Genomic DNA, 15303 nt, shown 5'->3' on the forward strand with positions numbered 1-15303 from the left:
ACGTAGTTGATCTTGGTCGGCGTGCGCTCGAGTATCCAGAAGATCGCATCGCGTCCCGGATGGACCAGACTCTTGATGTTGCGACCGTCGCGTTGCAGGTCGATCAACATCGGCGCTTCGACCTCATCCCAATCCCAGGAATCGTTCTGGTGATACTGATGATAGGTCTTGATCTTGCCGGTGTTCGGATCGAGCGCGAGCACCGACGAGGTATAGAGATTGTCGCCCGGATGCATCTCGCCGGGCCAGGGCGCGGCGTTGCCTACGCCCCAATAGATCGTCTTGGTGTCCTTGTCGTAATTGCCGGTCATCCAGGCCGAGCCGCCGCCGTTCTTCCAGTCCTCGCCCTGCCAGGTGTCGTGGCCGGGTTCGCCTTCGCCCGGAATCGTATAGGTCCGCCAGAGCTCCTTGCCGTCCTTGGCGTCATAGGCGGCGACATAGCCGCGCACGCCGAACTCGCCGCCGGAGCCGCCCACGATGACCTTGCCGTCGACGATCAGCGGCATCAGGGTCATGTACTGGCCCTTCTTGTAATCCTGAACCTTGGTGTCCCACACCACCTTGCCGGTCTTGGCGTCGAGCGCGACGACATGGTCGTCGGTAGTGGCCAGATAGAGCTTGTCCTCCCAGAGGCCGACGCCGCGACTGGTCGGATGCAACTGGAACAGGTCGTCGGGGAGCTGCCGCTTGTAGCGCCAATATTCGTCGCCGGTCTTGGCGTTCAGCGCGATCACCTGGCCCATCGGGGTCGCCACGAACATCACGCCGTTGTTGACGATCGGCGGCGCCTCGTGACCTTCGACCACGCCGGTCGCGAAAGTCCAGACCGGGGTGAGGTTCTTCACATTCGAGGTGTTGATCTGGTCGAGTGGGCTGTAGCCCTGCCCGTCATAGGTCCGCCGGTAAAGCATCCAGTTGGCGGGCTCCGGGTTTTCCAACCGCTGCGCGGTAACCGGCGCGTAGTTCTCGATCGGGCCTGACATGGCGGCGGTCGATGCAAGACACGTGAAGGCGACAAAGCCGGACAGTAACCATTGCTTCCTGGTCATGGACGTTCCCCTTTTATATCCGTTTGAATTCTTGTTTTGAATTCTTGTCGTTCGTCCCGTCGTCCGCCCATCGGCGGATGCGGCCTCTCGTGACGCGGGCACAACCCGCACGCCCATCATCCCGGCTGCGCGCCACCTACCTTTCCGATGAAGTTCCCGGCGACGCTGAGCGAGCCGTCAGCCAGCGCCAGCGGCAGCGCAGCGAGCCGTCGCGGCGCCGGCCCGAACACGACCTGCGCGCCCGCGCGAGGATCGTATTCGGAGTTGTGGCACATGCATTTGAGCACTTCCTTGTCGCCGACATCGCTCTTCACCCAGGCCGTGACAGGACAGCCGGCATGCGAGCAGATTGCCGAATAGGCGAGGATGCCGTCGACAGCGCGCGCTTTCGTCTGCTCGTCGAGCTCGGTGGGGTCAAGGCGGATGATCAGAATCTCATTGAGGCGCGAGGCGCTGCGCACGACCGATGTCTTCGGATCTTTCGGCCAGGCATGCACCGGCGGTCCGCCGGCCGACAGAGCGGCCGCGGTGACGGGCTTTCCCTCCTGATCGCCTTCGGAGAACACGAGCAGATCGCCCTTCTGAGGCCGTTCGTCGGAGCCGGGCGCATCCTCGCCCGCGTGGACCTGCGTGGAACAGGCGAGGCACGCCGTGGTGGCCAGCGCATTCATCAACAGCGCCCGCCGGGTTTGCTCCGTGCAGGCGTCAGCGTCGGATTCCGCTGTGTTGTCGGAGGATGAAGAGGATGTGTTGAACGATGCACGCGACATGCCCGCAAGCAGGCGCTGGAACTCTGCCGAAAAAAAGGCAAAGATTTTTTCCCGCAGTGCATCACATGGTTATGCTCGCACTGATTGAACGAGAACACGCGCATTTACGCGCATTTTTCTAATTGCAACGTCACGCTACGCGACCGGCATGATGATTTTGCAGATCAGATCAATGCTGCCGGTATTGGTGCAATGCGCCGACGCTCGGCGCCATCGTAGCGCCATCAGCGCGGCTGCGCATTTCTCAGGCAGGCGTTTTGTGTTCTAGGAGCGGAGCACGTGACGCGGCGCAGCGATGCGTCCGGCCAACGTTGCCGACGCCATCTCAAAACTGTCGGCGATGCGGCGCGCCCTGTCGATGAAGAGCGCGGCTGCCGGCGGCGGGCAGACCTCGCGTGCCGTCTGTTCGAACAAATCGAGCCAGCGGTCGAAATGATCCCCGATCAGGTTCAGTGGCATATGCGCCCGCATCGGTGAACCATGGTAGCGGCCGCTCATCAGCACGACCGACGACCAGAAATCCCGGAGCTTGGCCAGATGCTCGTCCCAATTCTGCACGTTCGCGAACACCGGCCCCAGCAGCTCATCCTCGCGGATGCGCCCGTAGAAGCGGGTCACGAGTTCCCCGATCATCTCTTCGGTGATCCCCGTGCGCTCGATTGCATCCTGGGTCAGCAAATTCCGCCGCGCGGTCGCAGCCTCGCGCTCGGCCTTCAGTCGATCCGACATGTCCCTTGTTATCCGTTCCGTTGTTCCCGCACGGCGCCCGTTCGACATTGTCGGGCCGATTGCGCGCGGCGTCTTTGTCGCAGCGCAAATCGCGGGGTCTGGCGGCGAGCACACTCAACGCCCGCCGCCCGCGCCGTTGTCAGGCGCTGTAGGTATAAAAGCCCTGCCCCGTCTTGCGGCCGAGATGGCCGGCATCGACCATTTCCTTGAGCAAGGGGGCCGGACGGTATTTGGGGTCGTTGAAGCCTTTGTAAAAGACCTCCATCACCGACAACATGGTGTCGAGCCCGACGAGATCGGCGAGCGCCAACGGGCCGATCGGATGGTTGCAGCCGAGCTTCATGCCGGCATCGATCTCTTCCGCCGTCGCAATCCCCTCCTGCAGCGCGAAGATCGCCTCGTTGATCATCGGACAAAGGATGCGGTTGACGGCAAAGCCCGGGCTGTTCTTGGCCGTGATCGCCACCTTGCCGACGCGCTTGGCCAAATCGAGCGCCTTGGCGTGGGTGTCGTCGGAGGTCTGCAAGCCGCGGATGAGCTCCAGCAGCGCCATAACTGGAACCGGATTGAAGAAGTGCATGCCGATGAATCGGTCGGGACGGTCGGTCGCCGCGGCGAGCTTCGTGATCGAGATCGACGAGGTGTTCGTGGCGAGCAGCGTGCGTGGCGACAGCGTCGCACAGAGATCCTTCAGGATCTTGACCTTGAGTTCCTCGTTCTCGGTCGCGGCCTCGATGACGAGATCGCAATCGACGAGCTTGGCGCGGTCGGTGGTGCCGGTGATGCGCTTGAGCGTGGCGTCGCGATCGCCCGCCGACATCTTCTCCTTCTTGACCAGGCGCTCGAGGCTGCCGCCAACCGTCGAAATCCCGCGGTTCACCGCCGCATCGGAAATATCGACCATCACGACCGAAAGCCCGGCCGCGGCACAGATCTGCGCGATGCCGTTCCCCATGGTGCCTGCCCCGATGATGCCAACGCTTTGGATCATTGCCTCAAATCCTTCATCCTTGCGGACGTGCCATGCCGGCCCGCCCCTTTGTTCCTGCATCAGGGTCTAGCACCGCCCCCGGGCGGGTGCGACCTGATCCTGTCCCTTCCTTAAAGCATCCAAGGCGGGAATAAAGCCGCCTTTCGGCCGCCACACGGCATGATTTGACGCCCCCGGCTGTTTGGCCCGGCCTATCCGCGGCATCCGTCTCCGTGAGCGCCGAGCGTTCGGGAGCACCGGGCTTGAGGTGGGCACAGCTCAACCGAGACGAAGCACCTTGCCCGGATTCATGATGTTCTTGGGATCGAGCGCCCGCTTGATCGTGCGCATGATGTCGAGCTCGGTCCGGGAACGGTAGTGCTGGAGCTCGTCGAGCTTTTCGATGCCGATGCCATGTTCCGCCGAGATCGAGCCGCCCATGAAGGTGACGAGGTCGTTGACGGCCCGTGTGATCGCCGCGGAATATTGGGAGAGCGTATCGCGGTCCATGCCCTTCGGGCCCATGAAGGAGAAGTGCACATTGCCGTCTCCGATGTGGCCGAGCGGATAGGGGCGGATCGCCGGCAGGATTGCGAGTACGGCCTCGAGACCGCTGTCGATGAACTCGGGAATCCTGGAGACCGCGACCGACACGTCGTAGCTCAAGCCCGGACCTTCGGTGCGCGATGCCTCGGCCACGCTCTCGCGAATCCGCCACATGTTGCGCGACTGCGCTTCGGTTTGCGCGATCACCGCATCCAGCACCCGGCCCGTCTCGAGTTGGTCGGCCAAGAACTGCTCCATCCTGTCCGACATGCCCGTGCCTCCGTCCTGCCGTGGCCGTGCCGATGACCATTCGAGAAGGAGATACCATTCCGTCTCAGCCTTGAGGGGATCCTGGGTGCCGGGAATGTGGCGCAGCACCATGTCGGTGCACGCACGGCTGATGAGCTCACAGGAGCCGACATTGTCATCGGAAGCGGCATGCGCCTCCGACAGAAGGTCGATGGCTGCCTTGGGATCGCGAATTGCGAGCCATGCCGTGCACACGTCTTTCGGCGCCGGCCAGAGTTTCAGCACCGCCTTGGTGATGATGCCGAGCGTCCCTTCGGCGCCCATGAACAGATGCTTGAGGTCATAGCCGGTGTTGTCCTTCTTGAGTGCGCGCAGGCCGTCCCAGATATCGCCGTTAGCCAGCACGACCTCGAGACCCAACACCAGATTTCGCGCATTGCCATAACGCAGCACCTGCACGCCGCCGGCATTGGTGGACAGATTACCTCCGATCATGCACGAGCCCTGAGCACCGAGGCTGAGCGGAAAGAGGCGGTCGTGGCGCGCGGCTGTGTCCTGAAGCGTCTCGAGGATGCAGCCCGCCTCCACAGTCATAGCATAGCCGACGGGATCGATATTCAGCACCTGGTTCATGCGACCAAGCGACAGCACGATGCCGCGGTGCATGGGCCACGGCGTGGCACCGCCCATCAGGCCGGTGTTGCCACCTTGCGGAACGATGGCAATGCCGTTGTCGTAGCAGAGCTTGACGACAGCGGAGACTTCCGCGGTGATGGCCGGACGCACGATCGCCGCGGCCTGCCCCGCCAGCGTGCCGCGCCAGTCGGTCACGAAGGGCAGCTTGTCCTGCTCGTCCACGATCAGGCCTTTGTCGCCGACGATGGCCCGCAAGCGGTCGAGAACGGCTGACGTCACCGGCGCGCTCGGAATCGAGGGGGCGGTGGGAAGGGCTGCACCCGGCATGTGTTCCTCTCTTTTCGGCCGTTGCGCGCCTTGGGGCGCGCCGGCCTTCGTTCTTTTTCATTCTGGGCGGTGGTGCAATGACCCTAGCATAGGGGTCGCGCTTGCGGGAACGTCTCCGGCAGTAAGCCTCGTGCGGATTTGCCTGCAATGCTGAACGCAGGCGCACTTCCACCGGGCTCCCGCATACCCTACTGTGCCCCGATCAAATTCGGATTGGAGCTCATGAGCCGTTTCTGGAGTCCAGTCGTCCACACGCTTTCGCCCTATGTCCCCGGCGAGCAGACCAAGCAGGACGGCATCGTCAAGCTCAATACCAACGAGAATCCCTACCCGCCCTCGCCGCGCGTGCTGGCGGCGATCGCATCGGCCGCGGAGCGGCTGCGCCTTTATCCCGATCCGCGCGCAACGCGCCTGCGCGAGGCCATCGCGGCCCATTGCGATGTGGCGCCCGAGCAAGTGTTCGTCGGCAACGGCTCCGACGAGGTGCTGGCCCACACCTTCCAGGCACTTCTGAAGCACGAACCACCGCTTCTATTCCCCGACGTCACCTACAGCTTCTACCCTGTCTATTGCGGCCTCTATGGAATAACGCATGACGAGGTGCCGCTCGATGCTGCGATGAGGATCGATATCTCCGACTACAGGCGACCATCGAGCGCCATCCTGCTCTGCAATCCGAACGCTCCAACCGGCATCGCCCTTCAGCGCGACGCCATCGCATGGCTGCTCGCCGAACAGCCGGACCGGCTGGTGGTGGTGGACGAGGCCTATGTCGATTTCGGCGCCGAGAGCGCCGTGCCGCTGGTTGCACGCCACGACAATCTGCTGGTTATCCAGACTTTCTCGAAGTCGCGCTCGCTCGCTGGCCTGCGGGTTGGTTTTGCCATCGGCCAACGACCGCTGATCGAAGCGCTGGAACGGGTGAAGGACAGCTTCAACTCCTATCCGCTCGATTGCCTCGCGATCGCCGGCGCCGTCGCCGCGATCGAGGACGACGGCTGGTTCCGAGACACCCGTGCCCGTATCATCGCAAGCCGCGAAACCTTGGCCCGCGATCTCAGACAACTCGGCTTCGATGTGCTGCCGTCGCTCGCCAACTTCGTTTTCGCGCGCCATCGAAGCCGGAGCGGAGCAGATCTCGCGGCAGCGCTTCGCCAGCGTGGCGTTCTGGTCCGGCATTTCGGAAAGCCGCGCATCGAGGACTTTCTGCGCATCACGATCGGAACGGAGGCCGAGTGTGCCCGGCTCGTTGAAGTGCTGCGCGGCTTGATCTGAGCCCCGACCGTCCCCGCATCGGGCAAAAGATGAGGCCGAACGCCACCTCGTACCCATGCCGCGCAAAGCTTTGATTTCCGGTCAAATTCGGGTTACCAAACCGCTCCGCCGCTGCCTTGCACGACGCTGCCCTCAGGGAAATATACGTGAATCACCCCCGCAGTCCCGAAATCGGCGCACCCGAGGCATCGTGGCGGGCGCCGAAGCTCGGGCACGGATGAACGACTTCGCGCGATCCATCGGCGCCGCATTCACACTGATCGGCGAGGCCGACGCAGAGCTTTTGGGCATCGTCGGGCTGTCGGTGCGCGTCAGCCTGACTGCCAGCATCCTCGCGCTTCTGATCGGGGCGCCGTTCGGGGCGCTGCTTGCGATCACCCGGTTCCGTGGGCGGCAGGTCATCATCGTCCTGACCAATGCCTTGCTTGGCCTTCCGCCGGTCGTGGTCGGGCTCGCGCTCTATCTTCTGCTGTCGCGCTCGGGCCCGCTCGGGGCCGCCGGCCTGTTGTTCACGCCGGCGGCCATGGTGGTCGCGCAGACGCTGCTCGCCACACCGATCGTGGTCGCACTGGTGCACCGGCCGGCGAGCCTGCTGTGGGCGGAGTATGGCGACCTCGCACGGATCGACGGGCTGTCAACGCTACGCAGCATCGGCTTGCTGTTCGCGCTGGGCCGGACCTCGCTGCTGACGGCCTTTCTCGCAGCCTTCGGGCGCGCGATCGCCGAGGTCGGCGCCATCCTCATCGTCGGTGGCAATATTCGCGGTTTCACGCGCACGATGACGACCGCGATCGCGCTGGAGACCAGCAAGGGCGACCTGCCGCTGGCGCTCGGGCTCGGGCTGATCCTGCTCGCACTCAGCGTCGCAGTGTCGACCGTCGCCTTCCTGCTAGTGGGACGCGTTGGGGAAAAATAGCTGCTCGCCCCCGACCTTGTAGCCCGCGATGGCCTCCTGCCCCCCAGGAGAGATCAGCCAGTCGACGAAGGCCTGCCCGTCCCGCGCCTTCACGTTCGAATGCTTGGCCGGATTGACCAGCATGACGCCGTACTGGTTGAACAGCCGCTTGTCGCCTTCGGTGAGGACGGCAAGGTCGCCGCGGTTCTTGAATGACAACCAGGTGCCGCGGTCCGACAGCAGATAGGCGTTCGACGACGACGCCATGTTCAGTGCTGGACCCATGCCCTGGCCAATCTCGCGATACCAGCCGTCCTTGGCGGCACCGAGGTCGATGCCTGCCTCCTTCCACAGCCGCAGTTCGGCCGCGTGCGTGCCGGACTTGTCGCCGCGCGAGATGAACGGCGCCTTCACGGCCGCGATCTTGCGCAGCGCCTCGGCCACATCCTTGCCGCCGGCGATCTTGGCGGGATCGCTCTTCGGCCCGACAATGACGAAGTCGTTGTACATGACGTCGAAGCGCTTCACGCCCTCGCCTTCGGACATGAACTTGTCTTCGGCAGGCCTGTCATGGACGAACACGACATCTGCATCGCCGCGCCGCCCGATGTCGAGCGCCTGACCCGTACCGACGGCAACGACCTTCACGTCAACGTCTCTGGCCTTCGAGAACAGCGGCAGCAAGTAACCGAACAGCCCCGACTGTTCCGTCGACGTCGTCGAGGCCACAGTAATGGTGCGCTCCTGTGCGAACGCGATGGTGGACCAGAGCAGAACCGCTCCGAGAGTCATTATCCTTTTCATGCCTCGTCCTTACACAAGATGCTCGATGTTCCAAACTTTACCGTCGATAGAGCTGTACAGGGAACCTCGACAGCGCCGCAATGCGCTTGGTCATGAGCCTCGCGGCGCTCCTAAGTGAGGAACGTCCGCTCCGCGCGCAAGTTGTCGTCAAGGCAACCCAGGAGGAAACCAGATGAAGAAGATCATTTTGGCATCCGCGTGCATCATGGCGCTGGCGACCGGCGGCGCCTTTGCGCAGACACAACCCGCCCCAGGCGCATCCGGCCAGGGCGACGTTGGCCCTTCGTCGCGGGGCCCCGCGACCAAGGGCATGACAACCGGCGCGTCGTCGAACATGCAGAACGAGGCCGCCGACAGCAAGGGCAAGCAGACCCCGTCGGCCGGCGGCAGCAACACCAATAACATGGGCAGCCAGGCCGGCGGCGGCGCTGGCTCCGGCTCCGGCGCCGGAAAGTAGGCCGGTATCGATCGAAAATCCTGGAGAGGGGCGATCGTCCCCTCTCCAGAACCTTTGTGCCGTCAAAGCTTGTCGATGTCATGTGCGAAGGTGTTGGTGTCGAACGAAGCGTATTGGCGGGGCTGCACCTTGGTTACAGTCACGCCGGCTAAATCGCAGCCGCGCGCCCTGAAGGCGTGGATGTTCTGCAATTGGTCCTACCTACATTGACATCAGTGTGACAGCCGGGGATTTTTACATTGCTGGCGAATCAGCGATGGCCTCAAGCCGAGTACCTCTTGGACAACTCCCAGTGCTTTCGAGACTGATATCGTTGCTGCGCCGCATCGCCGCGGTGAAATGGGCGTTCACCCGGCTTCGCCCCGCGCCGCACGGTGGCAGCATCGACGTCACGCCTGACGCAGTAGACGCCTCACCCGCCATTGTTGCAGAAATTGCAGATACGGCTCCGGCTCTCGACACCAGCATCAACGCGGATACGTCGCACTGCGACGTCCCGGTCGCGGCTTCAGCCGCCGAAGACAACACCTCCAGCCCTGTCATCGCGGAGAGCCCGTCGGAAACGCCAGCCGATGTCAGCGGCAGCGACGATTCATCCCAGGAGACGCCGACGGAAGTCGAGCCGATCGTCGTGGAAGTTTCGGTCGCGACTATCGACGTCGTGCGCGAAGCGGTCGACGTCCCCGAACTCATCATCAACAGCGATCCAACTTCCGAACTTTCGGCCGACGTTGAGCCCGTTGTGGCGGAGAAGGCCTCTTCTGTCGATGTCGAGGTCGTCACGGTTGACGCCATCGCTCTGGTCGTCGACGTGGATACTTCCTCGACTCTCGACGACACGTGTGTCGCGTTCGCCGATCGCGACATCTCGCCGGAGCATGTCCCTGAGGATAGCATCGAGAGCGATCCTTCCCCCGGCGCCGCGGAAGACTCCACCGAGACGCTCGGCGTCGTCACAACTATCGAGCCAGCTCCGGCCCTCGTGTCTCCGGCTCCGGAGATCCCGTATGCACCGAAAGCTCGCGTGAGAGCCGCAGAGCCCGCCGACCGCGCCGCGCTAATCCGGCAGCGCTGGGCGGAGACCGGGATCAGGATGTGGAATCCCCGCCTCCACGGCGCCGATGATGCCACGCTGAACATCCAGGGCAGCGTCGGGCTGCTGCCGCCCGCGCCCGGCGAGACGATGCCGCGCTACGACAAGCTGGAATTCCGGATGCTCGGCGGACAGATCGTCTGCGAAGGCGTGATTGTCGAAGCCCCCGCGCATGCAAGCCAGCGCAGTTTTACACGGCTCGCCGAGCCGGGGAAACCCGATCCGGTCCGCGAATTAATGCGGGAACGCCAGGCCGCTCTCGCCTGACCCTTTATTCCAGTGACGAGCAGCCCATATGCTAGGCTAACGCCCTGAATTTGGGAGATCGCATGCCCGCAAGATCGTTGCGACTGGTCGTGATTGTCGTCCTCTGCGTCTCGCAAGGAGCCTTCGCCGCATCCAGTAAACGCCATGCGCCCACGACCGATCAGGCCTCACCCTACAAGGCCGACCGCCTCTCCTTTTCGCGCGGAGAGACGATCCTCAACACGCCCGGCCAGACCACCGTGCTGACGCGAGAGGTCCTCGACGACAAGAACGCGACGAGCCTCAAGGACGCCATGCGCTCGACCGCCGGCGTGACGATCGGGCGCTAGGCTACTTTCGCTCAGGGGATAGGATAGCCCTTCCAGACCCACTCCAGCGCCGACGGCAGCGTCTGCGCGATCGTGGGACGGTCGACGTGCTTGGCGTTGCGGACGAACAGAAACTGATAGTGGTAGCCCTTCTCCGCGAGCACCTTGGCCATCAGCGCGTTGGAGAGGGTCCAGTCGTGCATGCCATCGGGAATGGTGGGGTTCGGATAGAACAGGTCCTGGTCGCCGCCGAAGAACCAGAACCGGATCGGCTTGGTCGGCGCGGCGACGATCAGCGGCAGGCCGGGCGGCTCGGCCGGCGTGAGCACGCCCGCCTTGGAGATGAGATGGGGTGTGGCTGGCCCCGTCCATGCGCTGTGATACTCCCAGGCACCGCCGCGCAGCGACGGGTCGTGCGGCCATTGCTGGTTGACCATGGTCGGCGAGAACGCCAGCACGCGGTGATAGAGATCCGGATAGAACCACGCCATGGTGAAGGCGGCCACACCGCTCGAACTCAGCCCCATGGTCGCACGCCCATCGGGATTTCTGGTCAGCTTGACATCGGCGTTCTTTTCGACCAGCGGCAGCACTTCACGCTCGACGAACTGCGCGTAGGCACCTGACACCGCGTCATATTCGCGGCCACGCTGACTGCCCTGCGCGTCCTGCCCGCCATTGCCGATCTGAATCGCGATCATCGGCGGCACGCGGCGCTGCGCGATCAGATTGTCGAGCGTGACGGCGAGGTCCTTGTAGGCGTTGGAGCCGCCGTCGCCGACCACGATGAACGGCGCCTCGCTGCCGCGCACATATTGCGCCGGCACATAGACGTCGATGGTGCGCGACCAGACGCCGGGATGGCTGGTGGTGACGATCATGTGCGACTTGTCGTCCGGCGCCGTGACGGTCGTCATGATCGAGGAATTGGTGCAGCCGGCGGCGTCATCGCGGATCAGGCCAGGATTGTAGATGGTGCTCTCCTTCGACGACAGCGTGAAGGACTTTGTCGTCCCACGCGGCACGCCCTCCTTCGCGATCGTCTCCGGCGCAGGATTGTGGGTGGGACCGATGATGAAATTGCCCTCGGCACCCGGTGGCGGCAGCGTTCCGTCAGGAAGCTCTGTGGCGCGTGGATAATTGGGATTGGATGGATCGCGCGTCGGAGGCGCCGTCTTGAAGTCAAGACCCGTCGTATCAATGAAGAACGGGCCCGCCTTGTCGGTGGTGTTGGCCCCAGGCGGCACGGCCATGTTCTGGGTGACGCAGGCCGGCTGCGAGAAGGCAATCGAAGTGAAGGAGACGACGGAAATCAGCGTCCCCGCAAGGACGGAGAATGATTTGGTCATTTCAGCTCCCGATACCGACGAGTCTTTCTGGCTCGCCTTGGCGCAAAGTATGACGAGCCGACTGTGCGCGGTCAAACCTCAGCCGGCCGCGTTGCGGCTATGGCCGCCATGCTCAAAACGGGCAGGCACGGTTACTCCAGGCCGGCTGGGATGCGACTTCATCCAGGGCTACTACTTCGCAAAGCCCATGCACGGCGACGCGATCGACGAGTATCTCGCAAAGGAACGCCAGCGCCTCGGCAGCGCCGAAGCCAGGGTCGTGGCCTAAGTCGCGCCTAGCGCAGGCTCGGCAGGTCGAGCCCTTTGTCGCGGGCGCAGTCGATCGCGGTGTCGTAGCCCGCGTCGGCGTGGCGCATGACGCCGCTGGCAGGGTCGTTCCAGAGCACGCGCGCGATCCGCTTCGCCGCTTCCGGCGTACCGTCGGCGACGATCACCATGCCGGCATGCTGGGAATAGCCGATGCCGACGCCGCCACCGTGATGCAGCGACACCCAGGTCGCGCCGCTGGCGCAATTGAGCAGGGCGTTGAGCAAGGGCCAGTCGGACACAGCGTCCGACCCGTCCTTCATCGCTTCGGTTTCGCGGTTGGGGCTCGCCACTGAACCGCTGTCGAGATGATCGCGGCCAATCACGATGGGTGCCTTCAATTCGCCGCGCGCCACCATCTCATTGAAGGCAAGGCCCAGGCGATCGCGATCGCCGAGCCCGACCCAGCAGATCCGCGCCGGCAGGCCCTGGAACTTGATGCGCTCCCTGGCCATGTCGAGCCAATTGTGCAGATGCTTGTCGTCAGGCATCAGCTCCTTGACCTTGGCGTCGGTCTTGAAGATGTCCTCGGGATCGCCCGACAGCGCGGCCCAGCGGAACGGCCCGACGCCGCGGCAGAACAAGGGACGGATATAGGCGGGAACGAAGCCGGGAAAATCGAAGGCATTCTTCAGGCCCATGTCCTGCGCCATCTGGCGAATATTGTTGCCATAGTCGAGGGTCGGAATGCCCAGTGCATGGAAATCCAGCATGGCCTGGACGTGCTCAACCATCGAGGTCTTCGAGGCGCGCTCCACGGCCTTGGGGTCGGCAGCGCGCTTGGCTTCCCACTCGGCGAGCGTCCAGCCCTTCGGCAAATAGCCGTTGATCGGATCGTGCGCGCTGGTCTGATCGGTGACGATGTCGGGCCTGACGCCACGGCGGACCAGCTCGGGAAAAATCTCCGCGGCATTGCCGAGCAGGCCGACCGAGACCGCCTTCTTCGTCTTCGCTGCGTCGGCCATGATCGCAAGCGCCTCGTCCAGCGTTGCGGCCTGGCGATCGAGATACCCGGTGCGCAGACGCATCTCGATGCGGCTCGGCTGGCATTCGACCGCCAGCATCGAGGCCCCGGCCATGGTCGCAGCCAGCGGCTGCGCGCCGCCCATGCCGCCGAGACCGGCCGTCAGAATCCATTTGCCGGCGAGGCTGCCGCCATAGTGGCGGCGGCCAACTTCAACGAAGGTTTCGTAGGTGCCCTGCACGATGCCCTGGCTGCCGATATAGATCCAGGAACCCGCCGTCATCTGGCCGTACATCATCAGGCCCTTGCGATCGAGCTCGTTGAAATGATCGAGCGTCGCCCAGTGCGGCACGATGTTGGAATTCGCGATCAGGACGCGCGGCGCGTCGGCATGAGTGCGGAACACGCCAACCGGCTTGCCGGACTGGACCAGCAGCGTCTGGTCGTCCTCGAGCTCGCGCAGCGAAGCAACGATCCGGTCAAAGCTCTCCCAGTCGCGCGCGGCGCGGCCGATGCCGCCATAGACGACGAGCTCGCTCGGACGTTCTGCAACGTCGGGATCGAGATTGTTCATGAGCATGCGCAAGGGAGCTTCGGTCAACCAGCTCTTGGCGCTGATTTCGCTGCCGCGGGGCGCGCGGATGGTGCGGTCGTTGTCCAGTCGGCGGTTCATGCGGAACACCTCGTCAGGCAAGTGTCGGAAACGGGTCAGTTGACAGTACGGCGAGCGCCGCAGCCGGCAGCGCGTCGGCTTCGACCAGCGCTGCAGCCCTGGCGAGATCGCCGGCCATGTAGCGGTCGGCGCCGAGCTGCGGCACCTGCTCGCGCAGTGCGGCGATGACGGCGGCGAGCGGCGCGCTGGTCGCATGCGGCGCGCGCAGCGTGATGCCTTGGGCGGCGACCAGCAGCTCAATGCCCAGGATGGTGGCGAGATTGTCCGCCATGTCAGACAGGCGCCGTGCAGCATGCGCGGCCATCGAGACATGGTCTTCCTGGTTGGCGCTGGTCGGCGTCGAATCGATCGAGCACACGGCCGCGCGCTGCTTGTTCTCGGCATAGAGTGCGGCCGCCGTCACCTCGGCGATCATGAAGCCGGAATTGATACCGGGATCGGGAGTGAGGAACGGCGGCAGGCCGAAATTGAGCGCGGGATCGACCAGCGTCGCGATGCGCCGCTCGCTGATCGCACCGATTTCCGACAGCGCCAGCGCGATGGTATCCGCGGCAAAAGCCACCGGTTCGGCATGGAAGTTGCCGCCGGAGACGATCTCGCCGGTCTCGACCAGGACAAGCGGATTATCGGTGACGGCATTGGCCTCGATAATCAGCGTCCGCGCCGCCTGCAGGATCAGGTCGAGCGCCGCGCCTGCGACCTGCGGCTGGCAGCGCAGGCAATAGGGGTCCTGCACGCGCTCGTCGCCTTCGAGATGCGACAGGCGGATGTCGCTGCCGTCGAGCAGCGCCATCAAGGTTGCCGCGGCCGCGATCTGTCCCGAATGGCCGCGCAGCGCCTGGATTTCGGGGCGGAACGGCGCCGTCGAAGCCATCGCGGCATCGACCGACAGCGCGCCGGTGACGAGCGCGGCGCGGGCCAGGCGAAATGCGCGCAGCACGCCGGAGACGGCGTAGGCAGTGGAGAATTGCGTGCCGTTGATCAGCGCGAGCCCTTCCTTGGGACTGAGCGTCAGTGGCGGTAGGCCGGCTGCGGCGAGCGCGTCGCTGCCTGATACGCTCTTGCCGTCGACGAACGCCTGTCCTTCGCCGATCATCACAGCGGTCATATGCGCGAGCGGCGCGAGATCGCCAGAAGCACCGACCGAACCCTGCTGCGGCACCAGCGGTGAGACGCGCCGCGCCAGCATGGCCTGCAGCTGCTCGATCACCTCGCGGCGCACGCCGGAAGCACCGCGCCCGAGCGAGATGATCTTCAGCGCCATCATCAGCCGGACAATCGGCTCGGGCGTCGCCGCACCGACGCCGCAGCAATGCGAGACGATGAGATTGCGCTGGAGCAGCGCGGTCTGGTCAGGTGGAATCCGCTTCGACGCCAGCTTCCCGAAGCCGGTGTTGATCCCGTACACGGGGACGTCGGCTCGCGCAGCCCTTGCAACGATCCCCGCGGCCGCGTCGACGCGCGGCCAGAACGAGGGATCGAGAACGACAGATGCGCCTTCGAGCACGCGCGCGAGATCGTCGAGGCTAACCGTTCCCGGCTTGACGACGATCGCTGTGCTCTCCTCCATCACTGTCCCCTCCACACCCGGCGGTGAAGCGGATTGAAGCCGATACGGTACACCAGCTCGGCGGGG

16 protein-coding genes are annotated in these 15303 nt (G+C 64.3%); 6 read left to right on the forward strand and 10 right to left on the reverse strand.

Going from position 1 to position 15303, the window contains the following annotated elements:
- The 5 genes from IVB32_RS05210 to IVB32_RS05230 all read right to left on the reverse strand — a co-directional run.
- A partial coding sequence (locus IVB32_RS05210) for a PQQ-binding-like beta-propeller repeat protein (protein ID WP_247409946.1) occupies positions 1–1049 on the reverse strand: 1049 nt, incomplete at its 3' end.
- A 116-nt stretch (positions 1050–1165) separates the two neighbouring features.
- On the reverse strand, positions 1166–1819 hold the full coding sequence (locus IVB32_RS05215; protein WP_018460312.1) for a Rieske (2Fe-2S) protein: 654 nt from the start codon (positions 1817–1819) through the stop codon (positions 1166–1168).
- A gap of 264 nt (positions 1820–2083) precedes the next feature.
- Complete coding sequence (locus tag IVB32_RS05220; protein WP_247295107.1) at positions 2084–2548, reverse strand: group III truncated hemoglobin; 465 nt, start codon at positions 2546–2548, stop codon at positions 2084–2086.
- A gap of 139 nt (positions 2549–2687) precedes the next feature.
- Positions 2688–3539, reverse strand: a complete 852-nt coding sequence (locus IVB32_RS05225) for a 3-hydroxybutyryl-CoA dehydrogenase (RefSeq protein WP_018460315.1) — start codon at positions 3537–3539, stop codon at positions 2688–2690.
- Between the two features lie 258 nt (positions 3540–3797).
- A complete protein-coding gene (locus IVB32_RS05230; protein ID WP_026233998.1) occupies positions 3798–5276 on the reverse strand; it encodes an FAD-binding oxidoreductase in 1479 nt (492 codons plus the stop codon).
- 222 nt (positions 5277–5498) lie between these two features.
- Here IVB32_RS05230 and hisC point away from each other — a divergent pair, with 222 nt between their 5' ends.
- Positions 5499–6551 carry a histidinol-phosphate transaminase gene (gene hisC / locus IVB32_RS05235; RefSeq protein ID WP_026233999.1) on the forward strand — a complete coding sequence of 351 codons (1053 nt, stop codon included), beginning with the start codon at positions 5499–5501 and terminating at the stop codon, positions 6549–6551.
- A 217-nt stretch (positions 6552–6768) separates the two neighbouring features.
- On the forward strand, positions 6769–7467 hold the full coding sequence (locus IVB32_RS05240; RefSeq protein WP_018460318.1) for an ABC transporter permease: 699 nt from the start codon (positions 6769–6771) through the stop codon (positions 7465–7467).
- Here the strand turns inward: IVB32_RS05240 and IVB32_RS05245 are convergent.
- Complete coding sequence (locus tag IVB32_RS05245) at positions 7441–8250, reverse strand: substrate-binding domain-containing protein (protein ID WP_026234000.1); 810 nt, start codon at positions 8248–8250, stop codon at positions 7441–7443. The two genes, IVB32_RS05240 and IVB32_RS05245, sit on opposite strands and share 27 nt — an antisense overlap.
- A gap of 172 nt (positions 8251–8422) precedes the next feature.
- On the opposite strand from IVB32_RS05245, the gene IVB32_RS05250 reads away from it, so the two are divergent.
- Positions 8423–8707 (forward strand): hypothetical protein, encoded by a 285-nt coding sequence (locus tag IVB32_RS05250; RefSeq protein WP_018460320.1) that lies wholly within the window; start codon positions 8423–8425, stop codon positions 8705–8707.
- A 62-nt stretch (positions 8708–8769) separates the two neighbouring features.
- On the opposite strand, the gene IVB32_RS42750 is transcribed toward IVB32_RS05250, so the two are convergent.
- The gene (locus IVB32_RS42750; protein ID WP_018460321.1) at positions 8770–8898 is read right to left on the reverse strand and encodes a hypothetical protein; all 129 of its coding nucleotides are present in this window, start codon (positions 8896–8898) and stop codon (positions 8770–8772) included.
- A 101-nt stretch (positions 8899–8999) separates the two neighbouring features.
- On the opposite strand from IVB32_RS42750, the gene IVB32_RS05255 reads away from it, so the two are divergent.
- On the forward strand, positions 9000–10067 hold the full coding sequence (locus IVB32_RS05255; protein WP_157643161.1) for a hypothetical protein: 1068 nt from the start codon (positions 9000–9002) through the stop codon (positions 10065–10067).
- Between the two features lie 62 nt (positions 10068–10129).
- Positions 10130–10396, forward strand: coding sequence for a Plug domain-containing protein (locus IVB32_RS05260; protein WP_018460323.1), 267 nt, complete (start codon positions 10130–10132; stop codon positions 10394–10396).
- A gap of 11 nt (positions 10397–10407) precedes the next feature.
- Here the strand turns inward: IVB32_RS05260 and IVB32_RS05265 are convergent, their stop codons facing one another.
- The gene (locus IVB32_RS05265; protein ID WP_247295114.1) at positions 10408–11724 is read right to left on the reverse strand and encodes an alpha/beta hydrolase-fold protein; all 1317 of its coding nucleotides are present in this window, start codon (positions 11722–11724) and stop codon (positions 10408–10410) included.
- A 49-nt stretch (positions 11725–11773) separates the two neighbouring features.
- On the opposite strand from IVB32_RS05265, the gene IVB32_RS05270 reads away from it, so the two are divergent.
- Positions 11774–11992, forward strand: a complete 219-nt coding sequence (locus tag IVB32_RS05270; RefSeq protein ID WP_143273219.1) for a hypothetical protein — start codon at positions 11774–11776, stop codon at positions 11990–11992.
- Between the two features lie 7 nt (positions 11993–11999).
- Here the strand turns inward: IVB32_RS05270 and hutU are convergent, their stop codons facing one another.
- Both hutU and hutH read right to left on the reverse strand, forming a co-directional pair.
- Positions 12000–13667: a urocanate hydratase gene (hutU, locus tag IVB32_RS05275; RefSeq protein ID WP_026234001.1), complete on the reverse strand. Its 1668-nt coding sequence runs from the start codon at positions 13665–13667 to the stop codon at positions 12000–12002.
- 13 nt (positions 13668–13680) lie between these two features.
- Positions 13681–15237, reverse strand: a complete 1557-nt coding sequence (gene hutH, locus IVB32_RS05280; RefSeq protein WP_018460325.1) for a histidine ammonia-lyase — start codon at positions 15235–15237, stop codon at positions 13681–13683.
- Between the last annotated feature and the right edge of the window lie 66 nt (positions 15238–15303).

It is taken from the genome of Bradyrhizobium sp. 23 (assembly GCF_023073295.1).
GTDB classification, from domain to species: domain Bacteria; phylum Pseudomonadota; class Alphaproteobacteria; order Rhizobiales; family Xanthobacteraceae; genus Bradyrhizobium; species Bradyrhizobium canariense_D.